The following is a 26,643-nucleotide window of genomic DNA, read 5'->3' as shown; positions in this document are numbered from 1 at the left end:
GATCCTTTTTTAACAATATCAACAGCTTTGTCGGGTAATATGTCTTCCCGATATTGTCCGTAAATTAGACACCCATTTTTCTACGGGTATTGCTTGTTTTTTTCGTTTGCTGGCTTTTCATTTTTTTTGTTGAAAGGTCGGCATTCTTTCTTCCTTTATTAGAAGAGGACTGCTTCTTTTTGTTTTCAAGCTGCTGTTTAACTGCCTCTTGCAGGGTGATTTTTTTTTGGGGTACTTCAGAATGATTATTCTCGGTCATAGGAAATGCTCCTTTTTGAATATGATAGTTAGTCTAGTATAATCTATTTTCTATCATTTGTGAAACTTTCCACTTTAACTTACAACAAGTAAAGACGCTTTTTTACGAACGGGGCAATTTACTTTAAGATTTTTGTTCATTTTAAATGGATAATTTAATTAAAAATTAGTCCCTAGCTATTAAATTGGATTAATTATTTCATGAATATTCACTTGTAGCAACGGGTTTGTCATAACAAACCCAAAAAAATGGGGTTTTTGACTTGGTAGGTGATTCATACGACCTTTACAAATATAACTGTTATTTTTCAAGAAAATTAGCAATTAATTTTGTTTGTCGCTTACACTCGATGAATTGTCCTAATTCTAGGATTAAACTTTATATAAAACATGTGAGCTTTTAGCTCCCAAAAAGAGTAGCAAACGCTACCCTTTTTTAATCATAATTAAGCTTCCCCTTTGTTTTTAAAAAGCTTGCTCCACCATGATGATTTTTTCTCCTCTTGTGTTGCAAAGGGGGAATTTATGAACTTAAGAAAAGTTTCATTATGTACAATTTGCCCTTTTTCTTATTGAACTACCATGAAAATAAACTTCTGATAGTAGATGGACTAAGTTCGATACAATAGGGAATTAAGGATTATGTAAGGTTTAAGTTAATAAGGTGTAATGTCGAAATTCTATTATTAATTTTGCAGAAAGGAGATAACTATATGAATTTAATGAAAGAAAACTCACTCAATCAAAATAGAATATATGAACTTGATATAATTAGAGGATTTGCTTTAATAGGTATTTTCTTAGTTAATATATTTAATTTTATACAAACGGCAGGTGTTGATGTCAAGCTACTACCTGACAGTAATTGGATTGATATTATTTTTACAGGAAAGTTTTACGCTATCTTTTCTCTCTTATTTGGAGCTGGTGCAGCTATTTTCATAAGCCGTGCTAAAGAAAAAGGAAAACCATCTATACTTTTCATTCGTCGAATGGTTGTACTTGCAGTGATAGGATATCTTCACTCGCTAGTTTGGGGTGGAGATGTGTTGCTACCTTATGCTTTGATTGGATTAGTACTATTTGCTTTGCATAAAGTCCCTGCAAAAGCATTGTTTACAATAACTTTTAGTTTGCATATTATAGGCATACTAGTTAGTGCATCTGCCTATGATTGGCTATATGGTGGAAAGACGGATATCCCTCCTATATTGGATTTCCTACTTTTAATCACTTCTTTAACATCATTTTTAGTTTATTTTATAGAAGGCTTCACACTAATGAATATGAATGCTCTTGCAAAATTAAAGATGCGTCCCAAAATGAACAAATGGTTGTTAATCACTCTTGGAAGTATTTCTGTTATCACCATCATTGCTCAATTCATGATTACTAATCATAAGCTATCACATATTTTATTAATCATTTCACAACTGCCATTAATGCTAACATACATTCTTCTTTTATTATTTTTGGTTAAGAATAAAAGAGGAAGTTATATTCTATATCCTTTACAAGCTTATGGAAGAATGGCGATGAGCAATTATTTAGGTCAAACTGTAGTAGGGATATTTATTCTACCAATGTTGATTGGTTATTTCTCTCCATCATTAATTATCTATGGATTATGCATTATTACTTGGATTACACAAATAATCATTAGTAATATTTGGTTAAAATATTTTTATTATGGACCTGTAGAATGGGTTTGGAGATGCTTTACCTATTGGCGTCTAGCTCCTCTACGAAAATAAAATATAATAAATAATAAAATGTATCGCTATGAATACTCCGTGACTAAAACTGTTTCCTCAGATTTCTTATCTTCATAGCGATTTCTTTTATTCACCATTCCAGCCAATTCTTAATGCTATAGAGAGTGTGAAATAATGCACTTAAACTCCCATGAAAGAACTTAATCATCTTTCATTTTCTGTTGCGAAGTGCTAATTTTGCGCTACATGGGTGGTTAACGGGGTGCATTAATTGAACAGAGAAAAATCTAGGTGTTGTGGTAGGTATAACAACAGGGCTATTTTCTGCATCACATTCTATTCAATGGCTAAAGCAATTGAATAAAGCCTCTGGCAATGCTGGTATCTTTTTATTATAATAAACGTCCCTTTGTTACTACTAGAATTTGAATACAGGATATTGCAAAATAACAGAAACAATGGAGGTATGAAATTTGAAGATCCGAAGAATAGATCATGTGGGTGTAATCGTAAATAATCTCGCTGCCGCAAAAGAGTTTTTTCTCGATTTTGGACTTGAGGTAAAAGGGGAATGGGAAATGGAAGGAGACTTAATGGGATATGCAGTTGGGCTTAATGACGTTAAAATAGCGTGTGTAGGATTGGGAACGACAGACGGTCAGACATGGATAGAGTTAATCAAATTTTATTCACCTTCAGATGAAAAAGATATTCAGCAACCCTTTGCAAATACACTGGGTATCCGACATATTGCATTTACTGTTGAAGATATTGAAGCTGTTGTTGCCAAATTGAAAAAGAAGGGTACGGAAATCTTTAGTGAGATACAGCAATATGAAGAAAGTTATAAATTATGCTACGTTCGTGGTCCAGAAGGAATTATTTTGGAGTTGGCTGAGGAAATCAAATAAGTAATGTTAATTAAAATGAAAGTACGACTCTTCGATACTTTCTTATTTTTTCAGTTTGTGAAGAAATGTACTTAAATTAACGGGTGCGTTGATAAAAAAACATTGAGTTACATACGTAGCTCTTTGTTCTTTCTTGAACTAACAATACAGTTAGTTCAAGAAATGGATTGTTACATAGGTTTATTATGTAGATGGTATGTGTAGATGACACAAGAAAAGGCGGTAAGTTTTAAGTGAAAGAATTAAGAGACTTGATTTCAACAAGAAAACCTGGAGTTACGGATTATGATATAAAATCTGCAGAAGAAAAGTTAGGTGCAGTTTTTCCTGAACAATACAAGGAACTTTTTAAATTAGTTAATAATGCTGAAATCGGCGAATGGACTCTTTTTCCTATCAAAGACCAAAAGAATCCTAAAAAAACTTGGGATGATGTCGTAAGGCAAAACCAGGATGCAAAAGGTGAAGAAATGTCAGGTGATCTAATCGCTATTGGTGATGATGGCACAGGGGATAAATTATGTCTTCAAGTTATAAACGGGAAAATGAATGATGAAATTTATATTTGGAACCACGAGACCGCAGAAATAGAGGAATATACCTCAGATTTAAAGGGTTTTATTAAATTGGATTCTGAAAACGATGAGTTCGATGAAGATGAATTATGTCCAATAATAAGATAAATCCTTGTTCAACTACCAGAGCTTTACTTCAATAAGAAGTAGAGCCCTTTTCTGCTTAACTAACGGAGCAAGTTATCTCCATAAAGGGAAAGGTTGATATTACCATTTTTGTGGTATTATGAATGTACTTTTAAAAGGGGTGGGTGAGTTAAGTTGAGTAAAATGAAGCAGAGTACAAAGTTAGATTTAGAGAGAATAGTTTTTATTGGGAGAACTTTTGAAGAGTATTTGGATATGTTTTTACTTTCAGAAGAAGAACTACGAGGAAAGAAAATACTTGATTGTCCAGCGGGAGCTTGTTCATTTACAGCCATTGGCAACAAATCAGGTTTCGATGTAACCGCTTGTGACATTGCCTATTATCATTCTGGTGAAGACTTAAAAAATAAAGGTTTTCAAGATATTGAACACGCAATGAAGCATATGGAAGAAGCTAAAAACAACTATAAATGGGACTATTTTAAGGATATAGAAGGTCTTAGAAAATTTCGTTTAACGGCTTTACAAGATTTTAATAATGATATGAAAAAATCGAGTGAAAGATATATACCTGTTAAATTGCCTTCTTTGCCATTTAAGAATGATGAATTTGAGATTCTTCTCTCAGCACATTTTTTATTTATGTATGCAGATAGGTTAGATTATCAATTTCACTTAGAAACGCTAAACGAGCTGTTGAGGGTTACAAAAGAGGAAGTTCGTATTTTTCCATTAGTTGATTTAGAGGGAAAAAGATATAAGCATTTAGACAAACTATTAAGTTATCTTGCTGACAATAACTGTACAGTTGAAGAAGTAAAAGTTCCATATGAATTTCAAGAAAATGCTAATTCTATGTTGAAAATAAAAAAGGCTTATTGAACTAGCAAATGCTTTAGTTGAAGAAGGCTCTTAATTGATCAAACTTTTTATAAAAATCTCATACTTAGTTAGAAAGATTAACTCCATTTTGATCAATCTTTTTTCAAAATGGAGTTTTTGCATTTGCTGATCTAATTTTTTAATCAATGTCCACCTTCAAATCAAGAACGAAGGTAGCTTTTCTCATGTTATTTACGATAGTTGGGGAATGGAGTTCGAGAGGTAGATGACTGATAAAATTTGCTAATAACGAAATTTTCTGTTGATTTCTCACAAAGGGTTATGTCACACTATAGGGGTGGAATTATATTCCAACTTTTTTCTGCGAAAGGAGATGTTTTTAATGACAACTTATATGGTATTGGTGGTTTTAACTTAACAATATCGGGCATAGTAAGTTCCAATTTTTGATTATTGTTTGGAATGAGAGCAACCGGGAATATCACCCGTGTTTTTTGCTATGCCGTAAACAGTAACCTTTCGTGAATACTGCTGTTAGCGGGATACGATGAAGGTCGTATTCCTTTTTGATGATAGTCGACTTTTGACTTTTCTCCGCGAAACAGCAGCTTCTTAGGAGGCTGCTTGTTCGCGGTATTTTTATGCCCAAAACAACTTTTAGGAGAGGGTTGGTATCGATCATTGATTTGAAACAATACGGCTATATCGAAGCCGAAACGCCTCCGATAGGTTTAATACCCGGAAGGATTACGGAACTACAGCGAGAGCAATATACAGTCATCACCGAACAAGGAGAAGTGACGGCTGTATTGAAGGGCGCTTTTTACCACACTGCGGTGACTCGGGAAGATTTTCCGTGCGTTGGCGATTTTGTATTTCTGCAATATAACGAAAACGGTGCTTCGCGCATTGCCAAATTGCTGCCTCGCCGCTCGAAATTTTCCCGCGCGGACTATTCGGGACACGCCGTAGGATATGTCAAAACCATACTGGAGCAAGTCGTAGCAACGAATTTTGATTACGTATTTATCGTGTCGTCCCTAAACTGGGATTTCAAGGTCAGCCGCATCATGCGCTACCTGACACAGGCACGGCAGAGCAACAGCCAGCCTGTCGTAATCTTAACAAAGGCTGACTTGGCTCCGGATTTCAATGCACCGTTAGCTGAAGTTCAGAAAGCCGCTCCTGATGTGCCAGTACACGCAGTTTCCAGCCACACCGGGAGTGGTTTAGACGGGTTGAGCGAATATTTGCAACCAGGAAAAACCGTGGTATTACTCGGCATGTCTGGTGTGGGAAAATCTTCGTTGCTAAACGCCTTGATGAATCAGGAAGTGATGACTGTCAAGGCTATTCGCGAAGCCGACAGCCGGGGCCGGCACACAACAACGCATCGCCAGCTATTCATGCTCCCTTCCGGTGCGATGGTTATTGATACGCCTGGTATGCGTGAACTTGGGCTGTTCGGTGCGAACGACGGGATTAGCGCGGGATTTAACGATGTGGAGGAATTATTCACACAGTGTCGCTTCAATGACTGCCGCCACCAGACGGAGCCAGGCTGCGCAGTTCTTGCCGCCCTTGCTGATGGTTCATTGGCACCAGAACATTGGGAGCGTTACCTTGTACAGAAGCGGGAAAATAAATTTGTGGATGATAAGTCGGGGTATCTCATAGATAAACGGGCGTGGCAAAAGTCGATTGCCATGCGACATAAGGGGAAAAAGGGAGGATACAAGAAATGAACAACCAGGATGAAAAGTTTGTAAAGCCCGAAATACTGACGCTTGTTTTGAGTAAAATGCTCGACAGGACGATAATCCGCGCAGATTATCAACTTAAAGAGTTGCAAGGCGGGACAATAGGAATTGTTCGGCTTGTAACAGGCATGGTTGAAACTTCTGATGGCGAAAATCTGCCGTATAAGATAGTTTGGAAAACACAGAAAAAATTTGAGCGTTATGGTGATCCGGATTCATGGCGTAGGGAATACGACCTCTATGCATCGGATTTCAAAAAGGTTTTCTTCGACTCGTTCCGTTGGCCGGAATGTTATCACGCCGAAATAAATGGCGATGAGATTCAACTGTGGATGGAATATATTGATGGAGTGTCAGGCTTAAATCTAACCTCGGAAATGTATGAACATATAGCCGAGGAATTGGGGCGATTTCAAGGTAAGTTGTACACTGAACGACCAAATGTATTGCAGAATTTGCCCAATTTAAGCAAGGTTGAGTTTATGAAAAACTACTACCTGCATTATCGGTCATGGAATGTTTTGTATGATTATATACGCTCCGATGACTGTGAAATCCCGAAGCACCTGTGTAAAATGCTCATAGACTTAGATAACAATGCGGACGAAATATTCAGTCGAATTGAAAAGCTACCAATAGTGCTTTGCCACAGAGATTTTTGGGTGGCAAACATATTCTATTCGGACAGTAAAATCGTACTTATCGATTGGGATACCGCCGGATGGGGGTACATGGGCGAGGATATCGCGAGTTTAATAACTGATGAAGCGGACATTTGTCATATGATTGAATACTATCAAAAATGCGTTCCGGCATATTACAGGGGTTTTTCGGAATATGCGGATGTGGCCCGTATATCCGATCATTGTATCTATGAACTAATTCTTGCTATGTTTGGATACAGGCTTGTGGTGTGGTATAAATTCGCTAAGTCGCCTGAAGATAAATCATTGCACCTTAATACCTTGCAAAAAATCCATGAGATGAGAAATGTGTAGATAAATATAACTATTGTGTAATTATATGTAAAGAACTGAATGTATCTGTTTGATGTATCGTTTTAATATATGGAATTTAACAATTTTAAAATAAGAAAGTAGAGAAAATAAATAAAAACAACTAATTATCCATTAATGAATAATTTGAGTTTTGTTTATTATTTCTCCTATCTATTTCTTAGAACTAAAGGTTACAAAACCCTTTAGTAGAGTTAGCATTGGTGAATATTTTGTGTACCCTATTTTGAGAATTATGGAAATGATATTTGGAACGTTTTAGGCCATGTGTAGAAGTGGCTTGTCTTAGGAGAGGAGATAAAAAAATGATTGAATTACGAAAAATAACCAAGGATAACATAGATGAAGTAATAGCACTTGAAGTTGGAGAAAACCAGAAAGACTTTATAGAAACTACTAATCTCAGAAGCTTTGCAGACGCTCATGTGTTGAACGCAGACGGGATACCAGCGACTCCCTTTGCCATTTATGCCGATCAAGTTGCGGTTGGATTTTTGATGTATATTTATGATACGTTGGATCACGAATCATTTGAAAATGAAGTTTTTTACGGGAAGAAGTGCTATTTTATCTGGCATATTATGATTGAAAAGAGTTATCAGGGGAAAGGATATGGCAAACTTGCCTTTGAAAAAATGTTGATGGATATGGAAACTTTGCCATATGGGGAAGCAGAATATGTAGCCCTCTTTTATCGAACAAGTAATGTCAAAGCTAAAACATTATACGCTTCATTTGATTTCGTAGATACAGGCATCATTCAGGATAATTCGATGTTGGCGATTAAAAATCTAGATGGGAAAATAACAGAATCTTAGTAAAATAGGATTTCTAGGAAAGAAATGTCGAAGAAAAAACCGATTTTATTAACTCTGTCTTAGCAAAAATATAATATTTATACTGCAATCGGGCGCGATTGTTCATGATCTATTGAGCGATTCATTTTTTTATAAAAATCAAACTTACATCTGCTTAGAAAGAATCCATTTTGATCAATCTTTTTTCAAAGTGGGTTCTTATTATTTTATTGAAAAATGCTGGCGTGCGAGGGTGATTTGATCAAACTTTATTTCAAAACAACACCAAGGGGTTTTCTGATGAGGAATTTCTAATAGGGTCGCGATATGTTAACTGTAAGATTATCCTGACAGACGGTTGTTGATTTCTTCTGATAAAGGTATCTCCTATAAACTACAACTGTATTGAATGTAATGTATGAACTCCAGAACCAATGAATATTATTATTATCTTTACTTTGGCGAAATTCTCCGTAATGGTGAGACAGAATCTTTTAGCCTTTTAGAATGAGATTGAAAGAGGGGGGGCATGATATGTCGCAAAACATCATTCCTAGAGCCGCTGTGCGAGGGACAGCTTCTGGAGTTATTTTCATGGCATTTTTCGGTACTCTGTGGGCGGGAATTGGAATTAGAGGACTGCAGGGTTGGGGATTTCTCTGGCTGTTGATCTTATCCCTATTGATTGGTGTAATATTGCTTATTGGAGGAATCGTATTGATAATGAATTCAAAAAGGTTATCAAACGAGATGGCGGAAGGGGATTCCCAGCGTTGGAAACGAAAGAATATGTGGTTCGGTATTATTTTCGGTTTAGAAGGCGTGTTGATAGCCATTGCTGCCGGAATTTGTGGATCTACCAATCATTTGGATTTGTTTGTCCCTGTTATGGCTCTTATTGTCGGTGCTCATTTCTTTCCCCTAGCGCACCTTTTCCAGGTGAAGATCTATTACATGACGGGTTCACTTCTTTGTCTGCTTTCGGCAATCGCGCTGTTTACTTTCCCTATAAAAGTTACCTGGGGTAATTATCAAATTATGGTGTGGTGGACATCTGTTGGTTTTGGCTCAGCTCTGATATTGTGGGGGACTGGAGTGGCAGTTTGGATTACAGGACATAGACTACTAAGCAGGGCTGTGAATGGATCCGAAGAAGCTTAGGCATTTTTAATAAAACTAACAAACAGAGACCTATATAGTTGTCCAGGTCTCTGTTTTATGTAGCAGATTTTTTTAGAAATGAGATTCAGCAAATTGCCACTTATGTCGTTCCCAAAAACCAAGTTATTCACATAATAGAATTTGACGTAAAAACGATTGTTTTTTAGCAACGCATCGATCTTTTATAATCAAACCTGCATCTTCTATCATGTCATCAATTGTTTCAATTGTAACGACAATAACCTTATCGGCAATCCGGCGAGCATGTTTTATAATATCAAATTGATCTTCTGGTGAAGAATGCGTAAATAAGTTATAAGGTAAATCAATTATGGCGACATCATAGTGTTCCGTTACTTCTGAGATTGGACCTACTGTAACGTTGCCTGTTAACCCAAAATAAGCGATATTTTCGCGGGAACCTTTGCAAACATTGTAATACATATCTCGCCCTTCCATATTAATTCCCATGGAAAGGGCTTCAATTACTACTGTCCCTATACCACAACAAGGGTCGATCGCACGAATATTTTGAGGCTGGGGAACTGCGATATTCGCAACAGCACGGGCTACTCGTGTACTAAGTGCCGTAGAATAACTGTTTGGTTTGTGTAAATGTTTACGCCAAATGGATTCACTCTTCCTATACTTTCCAAAATACCATATCCCATCTACTAACATAAGACCAAATACAATATCAGGATGATTTAGGTCTGGTTCTCCATCAATACACAATCCTATCTCACGTTCGATCAATCGACGCTCTGATTGAGGGATCTTCTTCGTTTCACCTATATCCATACTATTTAAACAAATCACTTTAAAAGTTGCTTCATTTATGTTTATATCCTTCACCATTGTCATGATGTTTTCTACGCTATTATCTTCATATAGCACTTCAAGTCTCTCTTGTATAAAGGGGCTACGACTTGGATCAATTTTAATATTGCTTATTATATAGTTTGATTGGGAATCAAGGCTAAAAAATGAACGCATCTCCATTCTACATAAATCGTACTCGTCAACATGATGGACATATGTGTATATAAGTTTATTTTTATTTTGTTCGGTGCTCAATTGATTACCATCCTTTTATATTGTTATTCACTTGATTTCACTATAGTTAATAAAAAACAAATGAGGTTGCTTATTTTGTAATCGTATCATAGGCGTCTCTATCAAGCCACTCGATACACAATTATGGCGAGGGTTAATCGATTAGAGGGAATAGTGGAAATAATCTGTTAGAAGAAATAATATAAAAATAGACATCTATTCATTTCAACATGTCTGATTTTATGTCCTACAATAACAGGAGGGTGTTAAATGGTTGTAAAAGAAGATATTTTACATAGAAAGGGTGCTAGAAAAGCTAGCGAAATCCCTAGTGAAGTTTTAACATCGTTGAATCAAGGGAAAATAGAGAGTGTTAATTTAACGGAGTGGCAAGCTGTTCAGCATTTTACTTTATTAAAAAATGTTCTACCATCCATTGGGCTAGAAGAAAAGTTAGGATTTATACTAACTGAGGTAGAGAAGCAAAAAGTTGAAACGGGAATGAAGGCCATACGTTTAATTGGAAGTTTGTTAGATACAGTTTTAATGGATGAGCGTGTAACAAAAAAAGAGGAGCTAATTACAATATGCGCTCATCACGTATCTGATAGTGTCCGATGTTGGGCGGCATTTATGAATAAAAACAACGATTATTCTTTAGAGGAAAAGCTTTTGTATATCCAACCTTTCGCAGCAGATCATCATTTTGGTGTTCGGGAAATTGCATGGATGTCAATTAGGGAGGACCTTTCAGCAAATATTGAGCATAGTGTAGAGTTGTTAACAGAGTGGGCGAAAAGTGAAGATGACAACATTCGTAGGTTCAGTTTAGAATCAATCCGGCCTCGCGGAGTATGGACAAAGCATATTGAAGTTTTAAAGGAAGAACCGCAAATTGCACTTCCGATTCTAAATTTACTTAAATCCGATCCGGCTAAGTATGTTCAAGATTCTGTCGGCAACTGGTTAAACGATGCTAGCAAAACTCAACCAGAGTGGGTAATAAACCTATGTGATGAATGGCAAAAAGAATCTCCAACTAAGGCAACTGAGAGAATTATTAAAAAGGCTCAAAGAACAATTGTAAAAAGTTAATTGGCCATTGAAAAATGTATTCAGCCTTGAATTTTTCACGATAACAATCATCAAACCGAACAAGCAGAAGGTATTAATCCTGTTGCTTGTTCATTTTGTTTTGCTTGATTGCTAAATATAATGTGAAACTAATCACAATAAACATTATCACAGAAAAAATAAGTGAAAACGTCGCTTTATAGTAGGGAGATGTAATCATTATGACAAGGGAACTAATAATGATGACAACACGTAATAACATATCTGTTTTTTCACTTGGATTAAAAAAATCTTGAATAATAGCAAATAAATAAGACAAACCGAAAAATAGAAGCTACTCATAAACAAAAACAGGCTTTACATAGTCGGGAATTCCAAAATAAATTATTTCAAAAATATAAATGAGTCACACTACATATTTTGAATATTTGTTAAAAAAGTTTAACAAAGTACCACCCCTTATTATTAAAAGGTTAACACATATTGTAAAAAAAAATTAAAGCATTTTAGTTTTCGATCTTTAATTATCTATAGGATAATGGTTATATTTAATGGCAAAATATTAGAGGGAATACTCCAAAAAGGAAGTGCAAAAAATGAATCTAGAAATGGTCATGCAGGAGCTTGAGGCTCTAGGCAAGGAACGAACTAAAAAAATGTATATGTCCAATGGTGCACATGAGCCGCTTTTTGGCGTGGCAACAGGTGCTATGAAGCCAATAGCTAAGAAAATAAAACAAAATCAACCGTTAGCTGAAGAACTTTATGCCACAGGGAATTATGACGCAATGTACTTTGCAGGCATTATTGCAGAACCAAAAGCGATGACTGTGTCAGATTTTGATCGGTGGATGGATTCCGCATATTTTTATATGCTATCGGATTATGTGGTAGCAGTAACTTTAGCGGAAGCAGATATTGCACAAGAAGTTGCTGATAAATGGATCGCAAGCGGTGAAGAGCTGAGAATGTCAGCAGGCTGGAGTTGCTACTGTTGGCTTTTAGGGAATCGCTTGGACGATGAATTTTCTGAGAGCAAAATGGCCAACATGATTGAAATTGTGAAAAATACGATTCACGAATCGCCAGAAAGAACGAAATCTGCTATGAATAATTTTCTATACACTGTTGGGCTTTCATATTTACCGCTCCATGAAAAGGCTGTCGAAATTGCAAAGGAAATAGGTCCAGTAGAAGTTAAACGAGATAAGAAAAAAAGCAGTGTCCTGCATGCTTACGAAGGTATTCAAAAGGATGTAGATAAAGGGAGAATTGGTTTCAAACGCAAATATGTAAGATGTTAAACAATTGCCGCGCATCGCGAACAATATATCAAATCTTGTTTTAGAGAGAATTTCAATTTTAGTTGAAAATCTCTCTTTTTTATTTATATAGTTATTTTGCTTTGTGATACTAATGGATGTTTTTTCTTAAGAAGTTGTTAGGTTGAAAAACTATTTTTATTTTCCATAAGGATGGTCAATATAAGGACCCTTCACTGTAATGCGCATTAGCTGAGTAGCCATAAATTTTGGTGAATAAGGCATATCGTTTTCTAACCACCAAACAATTACCTCCAGAAAGGAAGCAGCAAAATATCTGACAGCCATTTCACGTGGAACTGTAAGCTTTTTGTCATCGGGCTGCATAGAGTTTATGCCATTTGAGACAAAATCGATGATGATTTCCTTCAAACCTGAAGAGAAATAAGGAATGTCTTTTTCAGTTAAAAACACTTTATATAATTTGCTATTTAAAGAAATTTGCTCGAATAAATGCATAAATGTATCGTGTGGCTCATCTGCATCTTTTGAGAAATCAAATTCCACCTTGCCCTCAAATGTAACGTTAAGACTGTTCACTAAATCATTTAATATTTCCTTTGTACTTTGATAGAGAAGATCAAGCTTATCGCTATAGTGTAGATAAAAGGTAGCACGATTTAAGGTCGCTCGCTCTGTAATATCTTGTACCGTAATCTTGTCATAGCCTCTTTCCTCAATTAATTCCACAAGTGCGTCTCTTAGTAGTTGGCGCGTCCTCATAACCCGAGGGTCCATTTTCTGTTTCTTATTCGACATTTTTAAGCTCCTTGTCTTATTATTTCTATTTTTACAACACTAGCTATAAATTCGTTGATAAAGCATCGAATCTATGAAATGTGTTGTTTGCTCTTTTGAAGAGTATTGATATACTTATATTAACGACACAATGTCGATAATACAACTAGTTGTTAATATGTTCATGAATTAGTCATTTTATTAATTGGAATAGATATCTAACAAATATAGAGAGGAAGATTTAAAATGGGTCGTTTAAATGGAAAAGTAGCCATTATTACAGGGGCAGCAATGGGGATGGGTGCTTCTGAAGCAAAATTATTTGCTCAAGAAGGAGCGAAAATTATCGCTACAGATGTTCAAATCGAGCCATTGAACCAATTAGTAAAGGAAATTAAAGAAAGTGGCGGACATGCTATAGGAATCCAGCATGATGTGACATCTGAAGATGCTTGGAAGTCCGTCATTGCCGAAGCAGTGAAGACATATGGTCAAGTCGATGTACTTGTTAACAATGCCGGTGTTTCTTCACCAAAAACGATTGCCAACATGGAAATGGACGAATGGAATAAAATAATGGACATTAACTTAAATGGCTGCATCATTGGTATGAAATATGTGATTCCTGAAATGCAAAAAGCAGGTGGCGGCTCTATTATCAATATTTCTTCAATTGGCGGTATTGTTGGTATGGCAGGTACAAGTCCATACACAGCGGCTAAAGGAGCATTACGAGTATTATCAAAATCAGCGGCAATTGAATACGGAAAAGATAAAATCCGTGTAAATTCCGTACATCCAGGTATCATCGTAACACCAATGACAGCACCAACGATGGAAGAAGGAGGAGCTCTTCCTTTCTATAAAACGTATACGCAGCTTCCTTACTTTGGTGAACCAGAGGATGTAGCCTATGGCGTTGTATTTTTAGCATCAGACGAATCTCGCTTTATGACAGGTGCAGAATTAGTTATTGATGGTGGTTGGACAGCTATTTAATAAAAAGAGAAAAGCTAGGTTTCACACAGAATGTGAGCCTAGTTTTTTTGTTATGTATAAGAATGGATGCAAAAGAAGAGAATCTTCACGAAAAGGGGAATGAATACCTGTGTGAAACAGGGAACTAGGTAAGCTATAGAAATGCTCAGTTCAGCAAAAGAACTTTTTGGATAGAACTATAGTTAGGGTAGCGGAGGATAATATTTATGGTAAGATGAAGACGAAAAGGGGTTTTATTCCATATTATTTGCAGGCGCAGAAAACGATGCCTGGATTGAATTAATATCGTTTTAAATACTACTATTCATATGATGGAACGTACACGGGGTTTGATCCTGCTGGCGGATATCCTGAGTTATATAGATACGTTTGTAATCCGTATGGGTTATTTGATAGATGACGAACTTACAGCGCATGTGCATGATTGGAGGTATTAAAATTTATGCCATTATGGAATGACTTTATAAATGCCGAAATTCCCAATGCGGGAAGCGGTAAATGGTTTCAAATTATAAATAATTCAAAGCAGTATTGTGTTGCAATAAAAAACGATGAACTCGTGATTTCTAGGTATCGTGAAAAGCACAGTATACAATTTGACTATTTAGATTTAAAAATAATTGGCACAGATTATGGAGAATGGGGAGGAGAGTTAAAGGTTGTTTATCCGGATTCATCAGAAATATTTTTAAAAAAATGTAATGTCAAATCAATATTTGAATATAAAGGAGATCTATATTTTTTAGAAGGCTTAGAACATCTGTATTTAAATACAGGAAGTTTATATCAGCTAGTTTACGATGGTACTAACTTTTCTATTAGAGAGTGTCTTGATTTAAAAGAATGTCCAATTGCTTTTTATATATTCAATAGTCACTTGTATATACTTTCTAGCGAAAATTTATTTAATTTATCTATTGAAGATGGAACATTTAAAAAGAATATTATATTCAATAATTTCCCATTCAGTGCTTTTGTACCGAACTCACTTATTATCTATAAAGGGGATTTTATTATAGGGATGAGAGGAGGATTAGGGCGGATAGATTACGAAAATACTAATAATGTGCAGTATATGCAATTGAAAAAAATTTGATTTTCAATTTTTTATTATGATGATCCTGCTTAGGCAATGAAAATGTCCGAGATTGGAGAGAGGTTTATGAAAGTAGAAGAGGCTTTAGAAATAGTTTATGAATATACCATTGGTGATAACTCAGTTCTACATTCAATAAGAGTGGGATTGGGATTAAATGAAAAAAACTATCATTCATTAATTGAAGCAATGAAGGTACTAATTACGGAGTATTCGGATAAACCCGAAGTTCCTAAAAAATTAGCTTTATGTTTTGTAAATATCAGCAAAAACTTTTATTTTCATGACGGCAAGTATTCTACAGAAGAGGAAGAAAAGTTTGAAGATGCAATTCACGAAATATCATATTTAGCAGAAGAATTATTCTGCTAGATTTAAATAGGATTTTTAGTTATGTATTAAGAGATAAGTAAACTTTAGACTTTAAATGGATTCTAGATGCCAAGGCGTATGAAACGTGCCTTTTAATGGATTATCTTAATAGAATTAATATGAGCATACTGAAGGCATTAAAGGCTTGGGACTCAAATGGAAGTTCCGAATGTAAAAGCTACTAGATTAGGATGTTCTATGGAAAAGAATAATAATAGAAAATTGGAAGTGAGGTAAAAGTATGTATATGTCTAAAGTGCATGTATGGGTAGGTATTAATAATGCTGATGATGAAACTTTTGAAAAATACTTTGAATTAGACTATGATGATCCAGAAATGGATATTGATGATCCTCTTTATAAAGTGTGTCAATTTTGTCTGGATATAAATGAGAAATGGTATGATGAAGACTGTATTGGAGTTTACAAGGAAGATAGTACGTTAGATGTTCGTATTGCATTGGAAGAGTTATCGGTATCGCAGGAAACATTGTTAGAAATACAGGACATTTGTATTAAAAAAGGATTAGAAGAAGTAAATGCTATGTTTTATTTCATGGATTCAGAGATAGATGTCGTCGATAAAAACAAACTTTATAATGAATTAACTTATATTGGAGAATTTGATACAAATTTACGATAACTAAATTTAATATTATGTAAAATGTAAAACATATGTAGAAAGTGTCATAATATCCTTTTTATATATGTTTTTATTGTTAGTAGGAATCTTCTGTATAGATAGATGGTCATAATAGAAAAATACCTTACTTAGTATTGAGAGATTTAGAGAATAACGAAGAATGTGTATTGTAAAGGGGACGTTAGTAAAATGCAGAAAAAATTAAACCCAGTTGATTTAGTATTAGATATTAAAAAAGAAATTTATTTAGAACATATTTCTAGTTTTGAAGGAACTTTGAACACTCCCCCTTCAGATAATATGGACATGCTTTCAGAAGGTGTTCCCTTTTATCAATCCCTGAATGAATATCAAAAAAGTTTGTTTTTCTATCTTATTAAAAATTCAATTTCAGATACAATCTCCAATGTGTTTGGGTGGTTAGATGGTGTTTATTACTTAGAAAAACAAACTAAGAATTTAGAACTAAAATTTGAGAAAAGTACAAACAATTTAAATGGGTGATTGCAGGATATTTGGCTAGCTATAGAAGAAGGTGAAGATATTGAGGAGCTTAGAAAGCTATATGATGATTTTTAAATATTTAATGTAAGATCTCTATATTCGCAACAGGTCTCATAAGAAATACTATTTATAATAGAGCAATCAACTTAAATATAATATTTGTTATGGGAGAGCTATTTTATGAACGAATTATTAAAAAGAATTAATTTTGGTTTCGATGGTTTAATTAGAAGTTTGAAAATTAACAACTTTAACTCTGCTGAAATTGTTATTTCTGTTCAAGATACTGAAATAAATGAGTGGGTCAATGTTAAGTTTATTATGGAGTCACTTGAAGAATTTAAAATATTAAAGAATCAAAGAGTGTCAAATGTGGTATTGTCGTCAGGTATAAAAATGAAAGAAATTTCGGGTTTGTATTATATTGATTTTGCTCCTTTCTCAGATGAAATTGATTCAGTTTTTGATTTCCGACAGTCTGACATTTATTTCTCAGGAAAATTATTACGATGGAGCTTTGAGCAATATTCAGAAATCTAATGCTTAGAGAAGAATAATTATATTTTAACTAAAGTTGATATTTTGGATTACACAAAGCCTGGAGAAAATTAGACGATTTATTGTGAGCCCAGTATGTGATCAATATGAAAGATATATAAAAGTTTTTACATAAAAATATGAAATGACAAATAAATATTTGAGGACAAACAAAGGTACAGGCACAGAAAAAGGGATAGATTGGAATCAGATTTCAAAGGAGAAGTGTTATGGAAAAGAAAGTTGAAGATTATATTAATGAATTAGAACAATTAATAAAATTAGCTGATCAGGAAAAAGATAAATATTTATTCCAAGAACAAGCATATGAAATAATGGATGAGATTGAAGAGTTAGAAAATGCATTTGATTTTGTAGAGCCTATATTTCTATTAGTGGAAAGAAGCGAAGATATTGATTTTGGCGGCCCAGGACCATTTGGTAGTTTTTTAGAAAATTTTTATCGTAATGGTTATGAAGACATATTAGTAAAATCATTACACCGTAAACCTAAAGAATATACAATTTACTTATTAGAACGCCTTTGTAGTGATGAAAGTAATCCTAAAAGAAAAGAATATTGTTCCTTATTGGATTCATTAAAAAAGTGACATCAAAAATATATGTAAGAAACGAAAAGATAATGTTATCCTGCTCTACATATTTTCCGCTGAATGATTCAGAAAAATTTGAATCTATTTTATTAATGGGTTCCTTTTACGACCCCCAACTGTAAATTTTTCTGCGAAATCAAAAGAAGTATTAGTTCAAGGTTATGTACCTGCCTTCAGTAATTAGAAAATATCAATGGTGGAGGAGAAGATCGATGAATTTAGATGAGGCACTTAATGTTGTTTATGATTATACCATTGGTGAAAGCTCAATACTGATAGAGTTACGAGCAGGGAAAGGATTAAATCACCAAAGCTACAGACTCTTAATCGAAGCAATGAAAAAGTTAATTAAAGAATATAAAGATAAATCTGAAGTTCCTAAGAAGCTCGCCTTATGTTTTGTAGATATAAGTAATTACTTTTATTTTAACGAGGGCAAGTACAGCAAAGAGGAAGAAGAAGAATTAGAAGATGCTGTTCACGAAATATCTAGTTTGGCTGGGCAATTATTTGAATAAAATCTAGAACACTTAAAAAAGAGAGTTGGCTTTGAAATACTGTTGAACTATATCATATAAACATTGCAATTATATATCTAATCTAGGTTATTAGGGAGGGAGACAAAGAATGAAAGATTTTTTTATTAATCTAAGAGAAAGACTTGTCAAAGCTATAGAATTAGATTTTACTAACATAAAAAAAATGATCGGTAAGGAAAAAATATATACAGTAAGTTTAGTAACAGATAGTGATACAGTTAGTCTTTTCTTGGCGGTGAATACAAACGAATTTTTAGAGAAAAAAAATGATGAGAAGGACATGCAAGATAACGAATTGCTTGCTCAATTCGCAGAATATTTTCCTGGGAAGATCGATGAGTTGGATAATATCACCTACAACACAAAGTGGATACCAGCTGAATGGGGATATTCTAATAATGATTTAATACATAGTGAAATAGCTTTAATCGTACCTAAATTATTTGAAAAGGGTACTACATTAGATTCACAGGAACTACCATTGTTTCAAAGATTATTTTTTGAATGTTTAACATCTACATTACAAACATTAATAACAAAAGGAGTTTTTAGTGATAATAATCAAGCAATTACGATATTTATTTCAATATCCGATGATGAACGAACTGAAGAAATAGAAAATATCTCTGCAAAAGTTCTTAATTCAGAAGAAGTTTATAATAAATTCAGTCAACGATAAAAGTGAAAAATAAAAGGGATAATGAATGGTAGTAGAGTTCGTTTTATTTTTTGGTTATTACAAACCCAAATATTACATGGAGGTTGAATAAATGTTTGATAAGTGCTCATTTCAGCTAACACGAGAAGATATCGAAGAAGTTGAAATGTTATTAAGTTTTCAACTACCTCAGAAATTGAAGGATCATTACCTTCAATATAATGGTGGTTTACCTAAAGACCCTTGCTTTTTTGAAGAACAGTCAGGTTTGGAAACTAGGGTACATGTTTTCCTTCCGATAAAATATCGTAACAATATCGGGTACACATTGGAAGAAGGATATTTAGATTTCAAAAACCGAAATATTATTCCACGAAAGTATCTACCGTTTGCAAATGACGCGGGTGGGAACGTTTTTTGCATAGATCTCAATTCAAAACAAGTGGTTCTTATTTATTTAGATTTAGGAGAAGTGACTAACAGAAGTATTAAGTTTTTAGCAAATAGTTTTATGGAATTTATTAATAATCTCGAGGAATGCATGGATGACGAAGTAGAAGATGATTCATATGAATTCTGATATAAATAAGCGTGAAATTTAGTTCCATACTATGACCTAAATCAAAATGATAGAAAGTATGAATCTAAAGGGGATGTCCATGCCCTTTTTTAAAGAAGGGGTCACCATAGACCTCACAAACAAAGCATACTCGAGTTTTTAATAATGAAGTATTACTACAGCTCCAAAATTTTGATTCCAAAATGGGAAGATAGGCAATGGAGGAGAAAATGTCTATGAGAAAATTAAATAGAGACGAGCTTATATTGCTTGTAACTAGGATAATGAATGATGAAGGAAAAACAGAAGCGGAGGATGATCAGTTATTAGAAGAGTTTCTTCATAACGTAATTGATCCAGAAGCGGCTAATTACATTTTTTACGATAATTTACTCCCAGAGGAAGTAGTTGATAAAGCTTTGAGTTATAAACCCATTCAACTATAATAGAATATTTATAGTTTCTTAACAGACAATCTTATTTCATAGACGAAAAGATTGAGCAACTAGTGAACTTAATTATAGAAGTCAAGAAGATTTTATCTAAATCAAGAACGCCTGCATGGTATATATAAATACTAGAAAAGGATTTGAAAAAGAAGGAATTAAAAGTGAAAAATAGCATTGAAGGTAGACAGTTGGAGGAATTGGCCTTTATTAGAGAGCGGTTTAATTTTTATAAAAAGATGTTTAAACAATTGAAAGATAATTATGAAAGACAAGAATTGCAGTGGGAATGGTCAAAGGGAGGATTTTATTATAATTTTACCCCTTTTGAAATTGAAAGATCAGGATATAAAAAAGGGAAGTTGTTGAAAAAAGAACCTAAAAAAAGGGACCAAATGATTGCTTACGGTAAGTTAGGAAACGATATTGTTAACATTAAGTTGTATTCAAACGATGAGTATATTTATGCTGAAAGGTTTATCCTTAAAGAAGGAAATTCATTAATTGAGGTTAGATATTCTGATGGAATTGAAATAAAAAGCCTCGATAAAATATCGATTTTATTTTTTAATACTGAAGGACATCCACAAAAATATTTAACATACGAACATGAAATAGACTATGATGAAGAGTATACTATTGTTAAGGAACTGTATGAGTATAAAGACTCTAAAATAATGAGAATAAATGTTAGAGGTTATATTCAAAATAGTATAAATGGAATAATAATTGATAGGGATTATAATATAGTATATGATTTGTCTGATAACTTATCAGAAATTCATAGCCAAGATCATAATCTTGCAAGTGGTAAACCATCGATTACAAAAATATTTTCTAGGTAGGTTTAATTCTTCGGCAATTATTAAGTCGTTTGATCATCTAAGCTTTCTAAAATAAAAGAGATTAGACAGTACTAGAAACAGAACTACAGTACAACCAATATCGTTTCATTACTTAACTCAATAGCTAGTTCATAAAGATTTAAAACATATGAAGAAGACATCATTAGCTCTTCTTTTCATATGTTTTTTTGTTAGAAATGGAATTGTTTTTTTACTTCATCTGTTTGCTAAACCATAAAATACCAGATAATTTAGTTGTATGGGTGTTTAAAATATGATCACGAATGAAGGTAACTAGTGACTATCTTTTAAACGCATCATGTAATTTCAAAGCAAGTAAGAAAATATTGAAGAAATATGATATAGATGTGGTACATAATATAAGAAAATTCAATGTAGGCATAACTGTTGAAGGAGTTCAAATATTAGGAGGGAGGTTATGAGACTGAATGCTTTCTTTAAAGAACTAGAAAAGAAGATGGTTAATGCCATTAAAAATGATTTCAAAGAAATGTTGCATTTTATCGGGGATGAAAGAATCTATGCAGTTTGTTTTGTAACAGATAGCGAGGCTAGAACCACATTTTTTGTAGCGAACACTTATGAGTATATTGAGAAAAGAGATCAAGAATATATTGAGAAGGGTTGGGAGAGCGCATACGATGAACTAAAATGGGATCCTTCCGATTGGGGATATGGTAATAGTCATTTTCAATCAGATGCCAGTATGTCTGTTGCAAGCTATTTATCAGAGAAAAGAGAGGACATAGAAGAAGAAATCTTTGATGGATTTGAAGAGAAGCTTCATACAACTATGATTTCAGTGCTTGATAATCTTCATAACGAAAAAGTTTTTTGTCAAAATAAAGATGATATTACGGTCTTCATTTCGATGTCTGATGATGAAAGAACTGAAGAAGTTGAGAATTATTCAGCTAGGTCGTTAAATTCAGAAAAAGTTTACAATGAATTCTTAAAAAGATTTGATAATATCATATAGCTATATACTTAGGAAATGCATGTAATACACTTTCTACATAGTATTGTGCTGACTTTTTAGTGATTAAGGTGTTATGGAAAATAGATCATCTATTGGTAGAGCAGTCTTTATCTAAGCTAAGAGGGTGAATTTAAAAAACTAAGGAAAGGCTGTGAAATTATGACGAAAGAAAAATTGAATTTAATTAGTGTTGGGGATGTGTTATCACATCCAGAGAAAAATCCAGAGGCTTGGCTTTATCTTCCTCCAAATTCAAAAGAATGGAATTTACATTCAAAGGGAATATTTTCGCTAGATAGCTTTGATTTTCCACCCGATTCAGATGATTTTTTACCAGAACAAGTGAAAGAAAATGGTTGGATAGAAACATTAGATGGTGCAAGTATTGAGGATGTAATTGACAATGTAAAGGAACAGTTAGAAAATCCATCACTAGATCAGTTACTCCAAGCGTTCATTTATTATTTTGAAAATGATGCATTTTTAGCTTTTTAAGTAGTTAAATTAAAAATAAAGATAAAAGAGTAGAAAACCTAAATACAGGATATTTTCCACTCTTTTTCTATTAGAAATGGAATTGCTTCATCTCGTGTATTAGTGTCTACCCTCAGTAATCAGAACATAAAAAAATAGATGGAGGAGCATTCTAAAGAATGAAGTATGATGATAAGGCTTTAAAAATTCTATTAAATTATAGCTTGTTGAATCCAGAGAAAACATCAGAGGAAGATTTTCAATATGCTAAGACAGCAGGTTATACGTTTGATAAAATTTTGCAGACGCATAATGAAGCTATTGAGAATGCAATGTTTGAAATGAGGAAATGTAATAAAGGTTTCGCGGTCGATTTATTTCTGGCCAGTTTAAGTACCCAGCGTTTAGATTGGAGATCAGGTTTACCAGTATTTGTGATTATGAGACAATTTCCTACTCATAACTTTAAAAGTGATTTTATCTCTTGTGAGAAATGTGCCAATAATGCCGAAGATTTAGTAGATTTAACATTCATAAATAAAATTCGTTTTGGTCATGGTGGGGTTATTTCAGGTAACATATATGATTTTTCATTTATACTTCAACAGCATAATAAGCTTCCGCATATAAAACCGACAAAAAAAGATTTTGATATTTTTCAATTTATTATTGAAATTATTAGGAATACAGAAAGTAATGATACGCCATTTAAAGTACAAAAAAAGATTAGAAAAATTGAAGGATTTAAATCAAATGAAGAACAAAGAAAAGCATTACTGGAGACGCTTGGTTTTTGTAGTATTTTAGAAACAGAAGAGCATAAAGGTTTTTTACATCAATTCATAAATCTTGGTTTAGCTCCAAGATCTAGATATAGTTCGGATTGGCTATATCCCTTCGATTGGTGGAAAGGGAGTGACGGTATAAATCAAAATGCACTAAAATTTTGGTTTGGTGGATATGAGGAATTACAAAGTTTGTTTACGTAAAGTGAATGAATACTCGGAAAACATTAGTAAATGGTAAGCTTATCAAAGGCCCGAACCGTTAATATATCAACATTTATAGAGGGAGGAATTGAATTGAAGGTAATCGTAGAATATGTTCCAGAGGACAGTATTACTTATAAGAGTTGGTTTGTCATTAAAGATGAATTGGAAGGAAAATTTAGTAAAGACACATCTAGTCCTTGGGAAATGGGAGTAGAGGCTCAAACCGGTTATACATACTATCCAGTAGATAATGCTGTTATTACGCTCTTTCCTGCAAAGTCGTCGGATAAAAAAGATGATTTGAATGGTGACAGATACAAAGGAAAGTATTTAATACAACTTTCAAATACAGCTGATAGTGAAAGGTTTAGCTCTTATAAAATGTATACTTGGGAGGAAGCGATTAACATTATTTCCTAATTGAAGGATTTATCATTTAAAGCTGCATTACGTGTATGGAAGTCAAAAAAAATTTAAAATACAATGAGAAATTGAAATTGTTGTAAAATCTATATCTAAGATAAGATGGGTTCTTTTACGAGAGTAGCATAAACATCCTTTGGGATTATTGCTACTCTTTTTTTATGATTATTATTGTATTTTTTGAGTGATGTCCCTCATTTAATGAAAAAAGTAATCGTTTTTAAAGCAAAGCAAAAAGTACTAACTATAGTACGAATATCTTGGGTTAAATTCAAAATAAAGGTACTTTAAGAAGGCAAAAAATGGATTGAAATATGCTATTGTAGATTTATTAGTAAACATGGTATGTCCATATGGTGTGTGATTCCTCGTGGTAAAGAAGCAGATTTATTCAAGGGAGATATGATAAAGCTTTAATAATAAATCCTGCTGTTCAAAATAGGAGGGCAAAGAGGGGATTATGGTATTCGGCAAAGTTTATATATAGAAGATTACTTGATCGGTACATGTTTAACCGGATCATGGAAAAAACAATTACACTAGTTCGGGAGGAGAATAATGGAAATATGTAATGATGAAAAAATAGAATTGAAAAGAAAAGAGCTATCAGAGTACTTTAATAGTTATTCAAATGACATTCATCAGCATTATCTTAAGTTGAAGAGCAAGGTTACTAAATGGTCGTATTCTTTAGGAGTCACTGAAGAGTTAATTCCATTTGAGAATTTAATCCCTTCCGTCATATCAATCAAGAAAGGGAAGCCTCTTGCTAAACCTAGTAAGTCCAACTTTGAGTCGAAAAATTTAGTTACCTATGGTATCGATAATAATGAAAATATTCTTTTGGTGATTAGAAAATATGATAAAGATGTTATGAAATATGGAGAAAACATAAGATATGTAGATTATATAAATGAGGAAAAAGTAATTGTTAATGCGCATATTTATGAGTCCAATCCTACTAGTTCTAGATTATCTTCTCTTTGCCATGTTTATGAGGAAAATGGTTTAGTGTATTATGTTTCAATTACACCACCCAATAATTGGTATGTTAGAGTTGATGAGTTGCAAGATAATAGAATTAAAAAAATATCAATGTTTGCTACAAGTTGGTATAAACAAATGGATTACAGTATTTACTATGTTGATAGTACCGTTTTATCAAAAATAATGATTGGTGAGCATTTACATTGGGGAAATCGATAAGTCTAAAAATCAAAAAGGAGCGGAAGAATGCGAACTAATAAATATTGGAAGTATTTTGATAGAGTGATGAAAGAGTACAAAAAACGAGTAATTTCAGATGAAGAAGTAAAAGAAATATTAGATAATCGACTAAATGAAATGAAAGACTTAATTCAAAAAAATGAACGAAATCGTTTAGCTGATCGCTTAAAAATATTAATAGGTGTTCACCTTGAAATGAATGCCAAAAATAGAATACTACATGGAGAGCCATCAGCATGGATTTTATTAGAGCAGCAACTTTTTTGGTTGATTCAAATGATTCAAAGCAATCCTAGTAGAGGAAGTGTATCAGACAGGCAAATAGGGGGACTTATCGGGCTTTCTTTATTGTGGGGTTATGAAGATATTGCAGAGCTAACATACAAATATGCAACTAATATGTTCACAAAAGATCGAGATTTTTATGCTGAGAATAAGACTCATCATGTTTTTATGATATGCCTATATCATTATTGGAAAACTGGGGAAATGCCTGAATTGTTTAATATTTTACCAGAAGATCAAGTCTATCAAAGATTAATGCGCAGTTGGAACGATACAAATGATTTTGGAGAAAATCTTTATGAACTATGTGATTTTCACATCTATAGTTTAAGCGACACACCTCATAAATCAAGTGAAATTTTATCGTTTGACTGTATTCCTTACGATTATTATTGTATTCAATTAATAAGAGAAAAAGAGGGACTAGCTACACCTAATATAGAGCATCCGTTACTTCAAACACCCCTGGCCGAAATTCCTAAGGATAAGCCTGGATATAAACTTAATGAGGATAAGATTTTGCAATTCGTAATACAAAATGAAAAAGTACCTGATTTACAACGCCTTATACGCTAAAAGCATTGGATGGAAAAGGAGTGAGTGTATGAATGCACTGTTGTTACTTGTGAAAAAGCTTTCGTGTGATGTAGAAGAACAAATTTTTCCAGAGGTTTCATTAGCTATAGAAAAGCCAGAAACCTATTTCGAGAAGTTCCAAAATCGACTGGATGAAAGAGGAATAGATAGCCCCATTGATCAATTGGCATGGATATCTTTGGTTGATGCACTTCTCGATCATGATTTGGCATTTGAACTCGATTGGAAAGAATCAGGGTTATACATTTGCGATGTTGTTGATGAATTGCTAGATAGAAAAAAAATGGCGTGCATAAGTTGGGAAGACTTTGAAGATGGAGAATTTGACGAGCTACCAACTTCCCAATGTTTAAATGAAATTTCCGAAAAATTAAAGGAAGAGGGAATTTCGTTGGCATTTTTGGATATTGATAGTGACTGTTACGTTCTGATCACTGTTCCATTATCTGATATTGATGATATTAAGAAGTTGGCACAAGAAGTAGGTTTTAGAATTCAAGATTCTTATTGATATAGTTAG

General features: G+C 33.6%; 33 protein-coding genes. 29 read left to right on the top strand and 4 right to left on the bottom strand.

Annotated elements, in window-relative coordinates; translation table 11 throughout:
- Positions 1-64: 64 nt before the first annotated feature.
- Positions 65-259: a hypothetical protein gene (locus ACYQ73_RS09280; protein ID WP_460012218.1), complete on the bottom strand. Its 195-nt coding sequence runs from the start codon at positions 257-259 to the stop codon at positions 65-67.
- Between the two features lie 712 nt (positions 260-971).
- Here ACYQ73_RS09280 and ACYQ73_RS09275 point away from each other — a divergent pair.
- From ACYQ73_RS09275 to ACYQ73_RS09240, 8 genes are all read left to right on the top strand, one after another.
- Entirely contained in the window at positions 972-2,012 is a 1,041-nt protein-coding gene (locus ACYQ73_RS09275; protein ID WP_460012217.1) for a DUF418 domain-containing protein, read from the top strand.
- 434 nt (positions 2,013-2,446) lie between these two features.
- Positions 2,447-2,884 (top strand): VOC family protein, encoded by a 438-nt coding sequence (locus ACYQ73_RS09270; protein WP_460012216.1) that lies wholly within the window; start codon positions 2,447-2,449, stop codon positions 2,882-2,884.
- Between the two features lie 233 nt (positions 2,885-3,117).
- Positions 3,118-3,567 carry an SMI1/KNR4 family protein gene (locus ACYQ73_RS09265; RefSeq protein WP_460012215.1) on the top strand — a complete coding sequence of 150 codons (450 nt, stop codon included), beginning with the start codon at positions 3,118-3,120 and terminating at the stop codon, positions 3,565-3,567.
- 153 nt (positions 3,568-3,720) lie between these two features.
- A complete protein-coding gene (locus tag ACYQ73_RS09260) occupies positions 3,721-4,428 on the top strand; it encodes an SAM-dependent methyltransferase (protein ID WP_460012214.1) in 708 nt (235 codons plus the stop codon).
- 647 nt (positions 4,429-5,075) lie between these two features.
- On the top strand, positions 5,076-6,134 hold the full coding sequence (gene rsgA, locus ACYQ73_RS09255) for a ribosome small subunit-dependent GTPase A (protein ID WP_460012213.1): 1,059 nt from the start codon (positions 5,076-5,078) through the stop codon (positions 6,132-6,134).
- Positions 6,131-7,147 (top strand): aminoglycoside phosphotransferase family protein, encoded by a 1,017-nt coding sequence (locus ACYQ73_RS09250; RefSeq protein ID WP_460012212.1) that lies wholly within the window; start codon positions 6,131-6,133, stop codon positions 7,145-7,147. The genes rsgA and ACYQ73_RS09250 overlap by 4 nt, the downstream gene beginning before the upstream one ends.
- 323 nt (positions 7,148-7,470) lie before the next feature.
- Positions 7,471-7,983 carry a GNAT family N-acetyltransferase gene (locus ACYQ73_RS09245; RefSeq protein WP_460012211.1) on the top strand — a complete coding sequence of 171 codons (513 nt, stop codon included), beginning with the start codon at positions 7,471-7,473 and terminating at the stop codon, positions 7,981-7,983.
- A gap of 513 nt (positions 7,984-8,496) precedes the next feature.
- A complete protein-coding gene (locus ACYQ73_RS09240; RefSeq protein WP_460012210.1) occupies positions 8,497-9,123 on the top strand; it encodes a hypothetical protein in 627 nt (208 codons plus the stop codon).
- Positions 9,124-9,246: 123 nt separating this feature from the next.
- Here the strand turns inward: ACYQ73_RS09240 and ACYQ73_RS09235 are convergent, their stop codons facing one another.
- Entirely contained in the window at positions 9,247-10,200 is a 954-nt protein-coding gene (locus ACYQ73_RS09235) for a TRM11 family SAM-dependent methyltransferase (RefSeq protein WP_460012209.1), read from the bottom strand.
- A 249-nt stretch (positions 10,201-10,449) separates the two neighbouring features.
- Here ACYQ73_RS09235 and ACYQ73_RS09230 point away from each other — a divergent pair, with 249 nt between their 5' ends.
- Positions 10,450-11,274, top strand: coding sequence for a DNA alkylation repair protein (locus ACYQ73_RS09230; RefSeq protein ID WP_460012208.1), 825 nt, complete (start codon positions 10,450-10,452; stop codon positions 11,272-11,274).
- A 73-nt stretch (positions 11,275-11,347) separates the two neighbouring features.
- Here ACYQ73_RS09230 and ACYQ73_RS09225 read toward each other — a convergent pair whose 3' ends face one another.
- Positions 11,348-11,572 carry a hypothetical protein gene (locus tag ACYQ73_RS09225; protein ID WP_460012207.1) on the bottom strand — a complete coding sequence of 75 codons (225 nt, stop codon included), beginning with the start codon at positions 11,570-11,572 and terminating at the stop codon, positions 11,348-11,350.
- 277 nt (positions 11,573-11,849) lie between these two features.
- Between ACYQ73_RS09225 and ACYQ73_RS09220 the strand changes: the two genes are divergently transcribed.
- On the top strand, positions 11,850-12,557 hold the full coding sequence (locus ACYQ73_RS09220) for a DNA alkylation repair protein (RefSeq protein ID WP_460012206.1): 708 nt from the start codon (positions 11,850-11,852) through the stop codon (positions 12,555-12,557).
- 156 nt (positions 12,558-12,713) lie between these two features.
- Here ACYQ73_RS09220 and ACYQ73_RS09215 read toward each other — a convergent pair whose 3' ends face one another.
- Positions 12,714-13,334 carry a TetR/AcrR family transcriptional regulator gene (locus ACYQ73_RS09215; protein WP_460012205.1) on the bottom strand — a complete coding sequence of 207 codons (621 nt, stop codon included), beginning with the start codon at positions 13,332-13,334 and terminating at the stop codon, positions 12,714-12,716.
- A 225-nt stretch (positions 13,335-13,559) separates the two neighbouring features.
- On the opposite strand from ACYQ73_RS09215, the gene ACYQ73_RS09210 reads away from it, so the two are divergent.
- The 19 genes from ACYQ73_RS09210 (at position 13,560) to ACYQ73_RS09120 (ending at position 26,634) form a co-directional block, all read left to right on the top strand.
- Positions 13,560-14,312 (top strand): glucose 1-dehydrogenase, encoded by a 753-nt coding sequence (locus tag ACYQ73_RS09210; RefSeq protein WP_460012204.1) that lies wholly within the window; start codon positions 13,560-13,562, stop codon positions 14,310-14,312.
- Between the two features lie 442 nt (positions 14,313-14,754).
- Complete coding sequence (locus tag ACYQ73_RS09205) at positions 14,755-15,408, top strand: hypothetical protein (RefSeq protein ID WP_460012203.1); 654 nt, start codon at positions 14,755-14,757, stop codon at positions 15,406-15,408.
- A gap of 66 nt (positions 15,409-15,474) precedes the next feature.
- Entirely contained in the window at positions 15,475-15,780 is a 306-nt protein-coding gene (locus ACYQ73_RS09200) for a hypothetical protein (protein WP_460012202.1), read from the top strand.
- 241 nt (positions 15,781-16,021) lie between these two features.
- The gene (locus ACYQ73_RS09195; protein ID WP_460012201.1) at positions 16,022-16,423 is read left to right on the top strand and encodes an immunity 22 family protein; all 402 of its coding nucleotides are present in this window, start codon (positions 16,022-16,024) and stop codon (positions 16,421-16,423) included.
- A gap of 189 nt (positions 16,424-16,612) precedes the next feature.
- A complete protein-coding gene (locus ACYQ73_RS09190) occupies positions 16,613-16,927 on the top strand; it encodes a hypothetical protein (protein ID WP_460012200.1) in 315 nt (104 codons plus the stop codon).
- Positions 16,928-17,107: 180 nt separating this feature from the next.
- A complete protein-coding gene (locus ACYQ73_RS09185; RefSeq protein ID WP_460012199.1) occupies positions 17,108-17,467 on the top strand; it encodes a hypothetical protein in 360 nt (119 codons plus the stop codon).
- A gap of 227 nt (positions 17,468-17,694) precedes the next feature.
- Entirely contained in the window at positions 17,695-18,075 is a 381-nt protein-coding gene (locus ACYQ73_RS09180) for a hypothetical protein (protein WP_460012198.1), read from the top strand.
- Positions 18,076-18,290: 215 nt separating this feature from the next.
- The gene (locus ACYQ73_RS09175) at positions 18,291-18,596 is read left to right on the top strand and encodes a hypothetical protein (protein WP_460012197.1); all 306 of its coding nucleotides are present in this window, start codon (positions 18,291-18,293) and stop codon (positions 18,594-18,596) included.
- Between the two features lie 109 nt (positions 18,597-18,705).
- Positions 18,706-19,296: a DUF4303 domain-containing protein gene (locus tag ACYQ73_RS09170; RefSeq protein WP_460012196.1), complete on the top strand. Its 591-nt coding sequence runs from the start codon at positions 18,706-18,708 to the stop codon at positions 19,294-19,296.
- A gap of 91 nt (positions 19,297-19,387) precedes the next feature.
- The gene (locus ACYQ73_RS09165) at positions 19,388-19,855 is read left to right on the top strand and encodes an SMI1/KNR4 family protein (protein WP_460012195.1); all 468 of its coding nucleotides are present in this window, start codon (positions 19,388-19,390) and stop codon (positions 19,853-19,855) included.
- 209 nt (positions 19,856-20,064) lie between these two features.
- Positions 20,065-20,280 carry a bacteriocin immunity protein gene (locus tag ACYQ73_RS09160; protein ID WP_460012194.1) on the top strand — a complete coding sequence of 72 codons (216 nt, stop codon included), beginning with the start codon at positions 20,065-20,067 and terminating at the stop codon, positions 20,278-20,280.
- 164 nt (positions 20,281-20,444) lie between these two features.
- A complete protein-coding gene (locus ACYQ73_RS09155; protein WP_460012193.1) occupies positions 20,445-21,125 on the top strand; it encodes a hypothetical protein in 681 nt (226 codons plus the stop codon).
- Between the two features lie 439 nt (positions 21,126-21,564).
- The gene (locus ACYQ73_RS09150; RefSeq protein ID WP_460012192.1) at positions 21,565-22,125 is read left to right on the top strand and encodes a DUF4303 domain-containing protein; all 561 of its coding nucleotides are present in this window, start codon (positions 21,565-21,567) and stop codon (positions 22,123-22,125) included.
- Positions 22,126-22,284: 159 nt separating this feature from the next.
- Positions 22,285-22,620 (top strand): DUF7716 domain-containing protein, encoded by a 336-nt coding sequence (locus tag ACYQ73_RS09145; RefSeq protein WP_460012191.1) that lies wholly within the window; start codon positions 22,285-22,287, stop codon positions 22,618-22,620.
- A gap of 158 nt (positions 22,621-22,778) precedes the next feature.
- Positions 22,779-23,588: a hypothetical protein gene (locus ACYQ73_RS09140; protein ID WP_460012190.1), complete on the top strand. Its 810-nt coding sequence runs from the start codon at positions 22,779-22,781 to the stop codon at positions 23,586-23,588.
- A 93-nt stretch (positions 23,589-23,681) separates the two neighbouring features.
- Positions 23,682-24,011 carry a hypothetical protein gene (locus ACYQ73_RS09135; protein ID WP_460012189.1) on the top strand — a complete coding sequence of 110 codons (330 nt, stop codon included), beginning with the start codon at positions 23,682-23,684 and terminating at the stop codon, positions 24,009-24,011.
- Positions 24,012-24,572: 561 nt separating this feature from the next.
- Positions 24,573-25,220, top strand: coding sequence for a hypothetical protein (locus tag ACYQ73_RS09130; protein ID WP_460012188.1), 648 nt, complete (start codon positions 24,573-24,575; stop codon positions 25,218-25,220).
- Positions 25,221-25,247: 27 nt separating this feature from the next.
- A complete protein-coding gene (locus ACYQ73_RS09125; RefSeq protein ID WP_460012187.1) occupies positions 25,248-26,102 on the top strand; it encodes a hypothetical protein in 855 nt (284 codons plus the stop codon).
- A 28-nt stretch (positions 26,103-26,130) separates the two neighbouring features.
- Positions 26,131-26,634 carry a DUF6630 family protein gene (locus ACYQ73_RS09120; RefSeq protein ID WP_460012186.1) on the top strand — a complete coding sequence of 168 codons (504 nt, stop codon included), beginning with the start codon at positions 26,131-26,133 and terminating at the stop codon, positions 26,632-26,634.
- Positions 26,635-26,643: the final 9 nt, after the last annotated feature.

This window comes from Lysinibacillus sp. CTST325, assembly GCF_054665055.1.
This window is presented reverse-complemented; position numbering and strand designations above follow the sequence as displayed.

Excerpts from the sequence above, each read along its gene's own strand:
- ACYQ73_RS09150 (WP_460012192.1), top strand. The coding sequence starts at position 21,565 with ATGAGACTGAATGCTTTCTTTAAAGAACTAGAAAAGAAGATGGTTAAT.
- ACYQ73_RS09185 (WP_460012199.1), top strand. The coding sequence starts at position 17,108 with ATGAACGAATTATTAAAAAGAATTAATTTTGGTTTCGATGGTTTAATT.
- ACYQ73_RS09280 (WP_460012218.1), bottom strand. The coding sequence starts at position 259 with ATGACCGAGAATAATCATTCTGAAGTACCCCAAAAAAAAATCACCCTG.
- ACYQ73_RS09210 (WP_460012204.1), top strand. The coding sequence starts at position 13,560 with ATGGGTCGTTTAAATGGAAAAGTAGCCATTATTACAGGGGCAGCAATG.
- ACYQ73_RS09250 (WP_460012212.1), top strand. The coding sequence starts at position 6,131 with ATGAACAACCAGGATGAAAAGTTTGTAAAGCCCGAAATACTGACGCTT.
- ACYQ73_RS09175 (WP_460012197.1), top strand. The coding sequence starts at position 18,291 with ATGAATTTAGATGAGGCACTTAATGTTGTTTATGATTATACCATTGGT.
- ACYQ73_RS09120 (WP_460012186.1), top strand. The coding sequence starts at position 26,131 with ATGAATGCACTGTTGTTACTTGTGAAAAAGCTTTCGTGTGATGTAGAA.
- ACYQ73_RS09125 (WP_460012187.1), top strand. The coding sequence starts at position 25,248 with ATGCGAACTAATAAATATTGGAAGTATTTTGATAGAGTGATGAAAGAG.
- ACYQ73_RS09230 (WP_460012208.1), top strand. The coding sequence starts at position 10,450 with ATGGTTGTAAAAGAAGATATTTTACATAGAAAGGGTGCTAGAAAAGCT.
- ACYQ73_RS09240 (WP_460012210.1), top strand. The coding sequence starts at position 8,497 with ATGTCGCAAAACATCATTCCTAGAGCCGCTGTGCGAGGGACAGCTTCT.
- ACYQ73_RS09180 (WP_460012198.1), top strand. The coding sequence starts at position 17,695 with ATGGAAAAGAAAGTTGAAGATTATATTAATGAATTAGAACAATTAATA.
- ACYQ73_RS09200 (WP_460012202.1), top strand. The coding sequence starts at position 15,475 with ATGAAAGTAGAAGAGGCTTTAGAAATAGTTTATGAATATACCATTGGT.
- ACYQ73_RS09215 (WP_460012205.1), bottom strand. The coding sequence starts at position 13,334 with ATGTCGAATAAGAAACAGAAAATGGACCCTCGGGTTATGAGGACGCGC.
- ACYQ73_RS09145 (WP_460012191.1), top strand. The coding sequence starts at position 22,285 with ATGACGAAAGAAAAATTGAATTTAATTAGTGTTGGGGATGTGTTATCA.
- ACYQ73_RS09130 (WP_460012188.1), top strand. The coding sequence starts at position 24,573 with ATGGAAATATGTAATGATGAAAAAATAGAATTGAAAAGAAAAGAGCTA.
- ACYQ73_RS09220 (WP_460012206.1), top strand. The coding sequence starts at position 11,850 with ATGAATCTAGAAATGGTCATGCAGGAGCTTGAGGCTCTAGGCAAGGAA.
- ACYQ73_RS09275 (WP_460012217.1), top strand. The coding sequence starts at position 972 with ATGAATTTAATGAAAGAAAACTCACTCAATCAAAATAGAATATATGAA.
- ACYQ73_RS09165 (WP_460012195.1), top strand. The coding sequence starts at position 19,388 with ATGTTTGATAAGTGCTCATTTCAGCTAACACGAGAAGATATCGAAGAA.
- ACYQ73_RS09170 (WP_460012196.1), top strand. The coding sequence starts at position 18,706 with ATGAAAGATTTTTTTATTAATCTAAGAGAAAGACTTGTCAAAGCTATA.
- ACYQ73_RS09195 (WP_460012201.1), top strand. The coding sequence starts at position 16,022 with ATGTATATGTCTAAAGTGCATGTATGGGTAGGTATTAATAATGCTGAT.
- ACYQ73_RS09205 (WP_460012203.1), top strand. The coding sequence starts at position 14,755 with ATGCCATTATGGAATGACTTTATAAATGCCGAAATTCCCAATGCGGGA.
- ACYQ73_RS09245 (WP_460012211.1), top strand. The coding sequence starts at position 7,471 with ATGATTGAATTACGAAAAATAACCAAGGATAACATAGATGAAGTAATA.
- ACYQ73_RS09140 (WP_460012190.1), top strand. The coding sequence starts at position 22,779 with ATGAAGTATGATGATAAGGCTTTAAAAATTCTATTAAATTATAGCTTG.
- ACYQ73_RS09190 (WP_460012200.1), top strand. The coding sequence starts at position 16,613 with ATGCAGAAAAAATTAAACCCAGTTGATTTAGTATTAGATATTAAAAAA.
- ACYQ73_RS09160 (WP_460012194.1), top strand. The coding sequence starts at position 20,065 with ATGTCTATGAGAAAATTAAATAGAGACGAGCTTATATTGCTTGTAACT.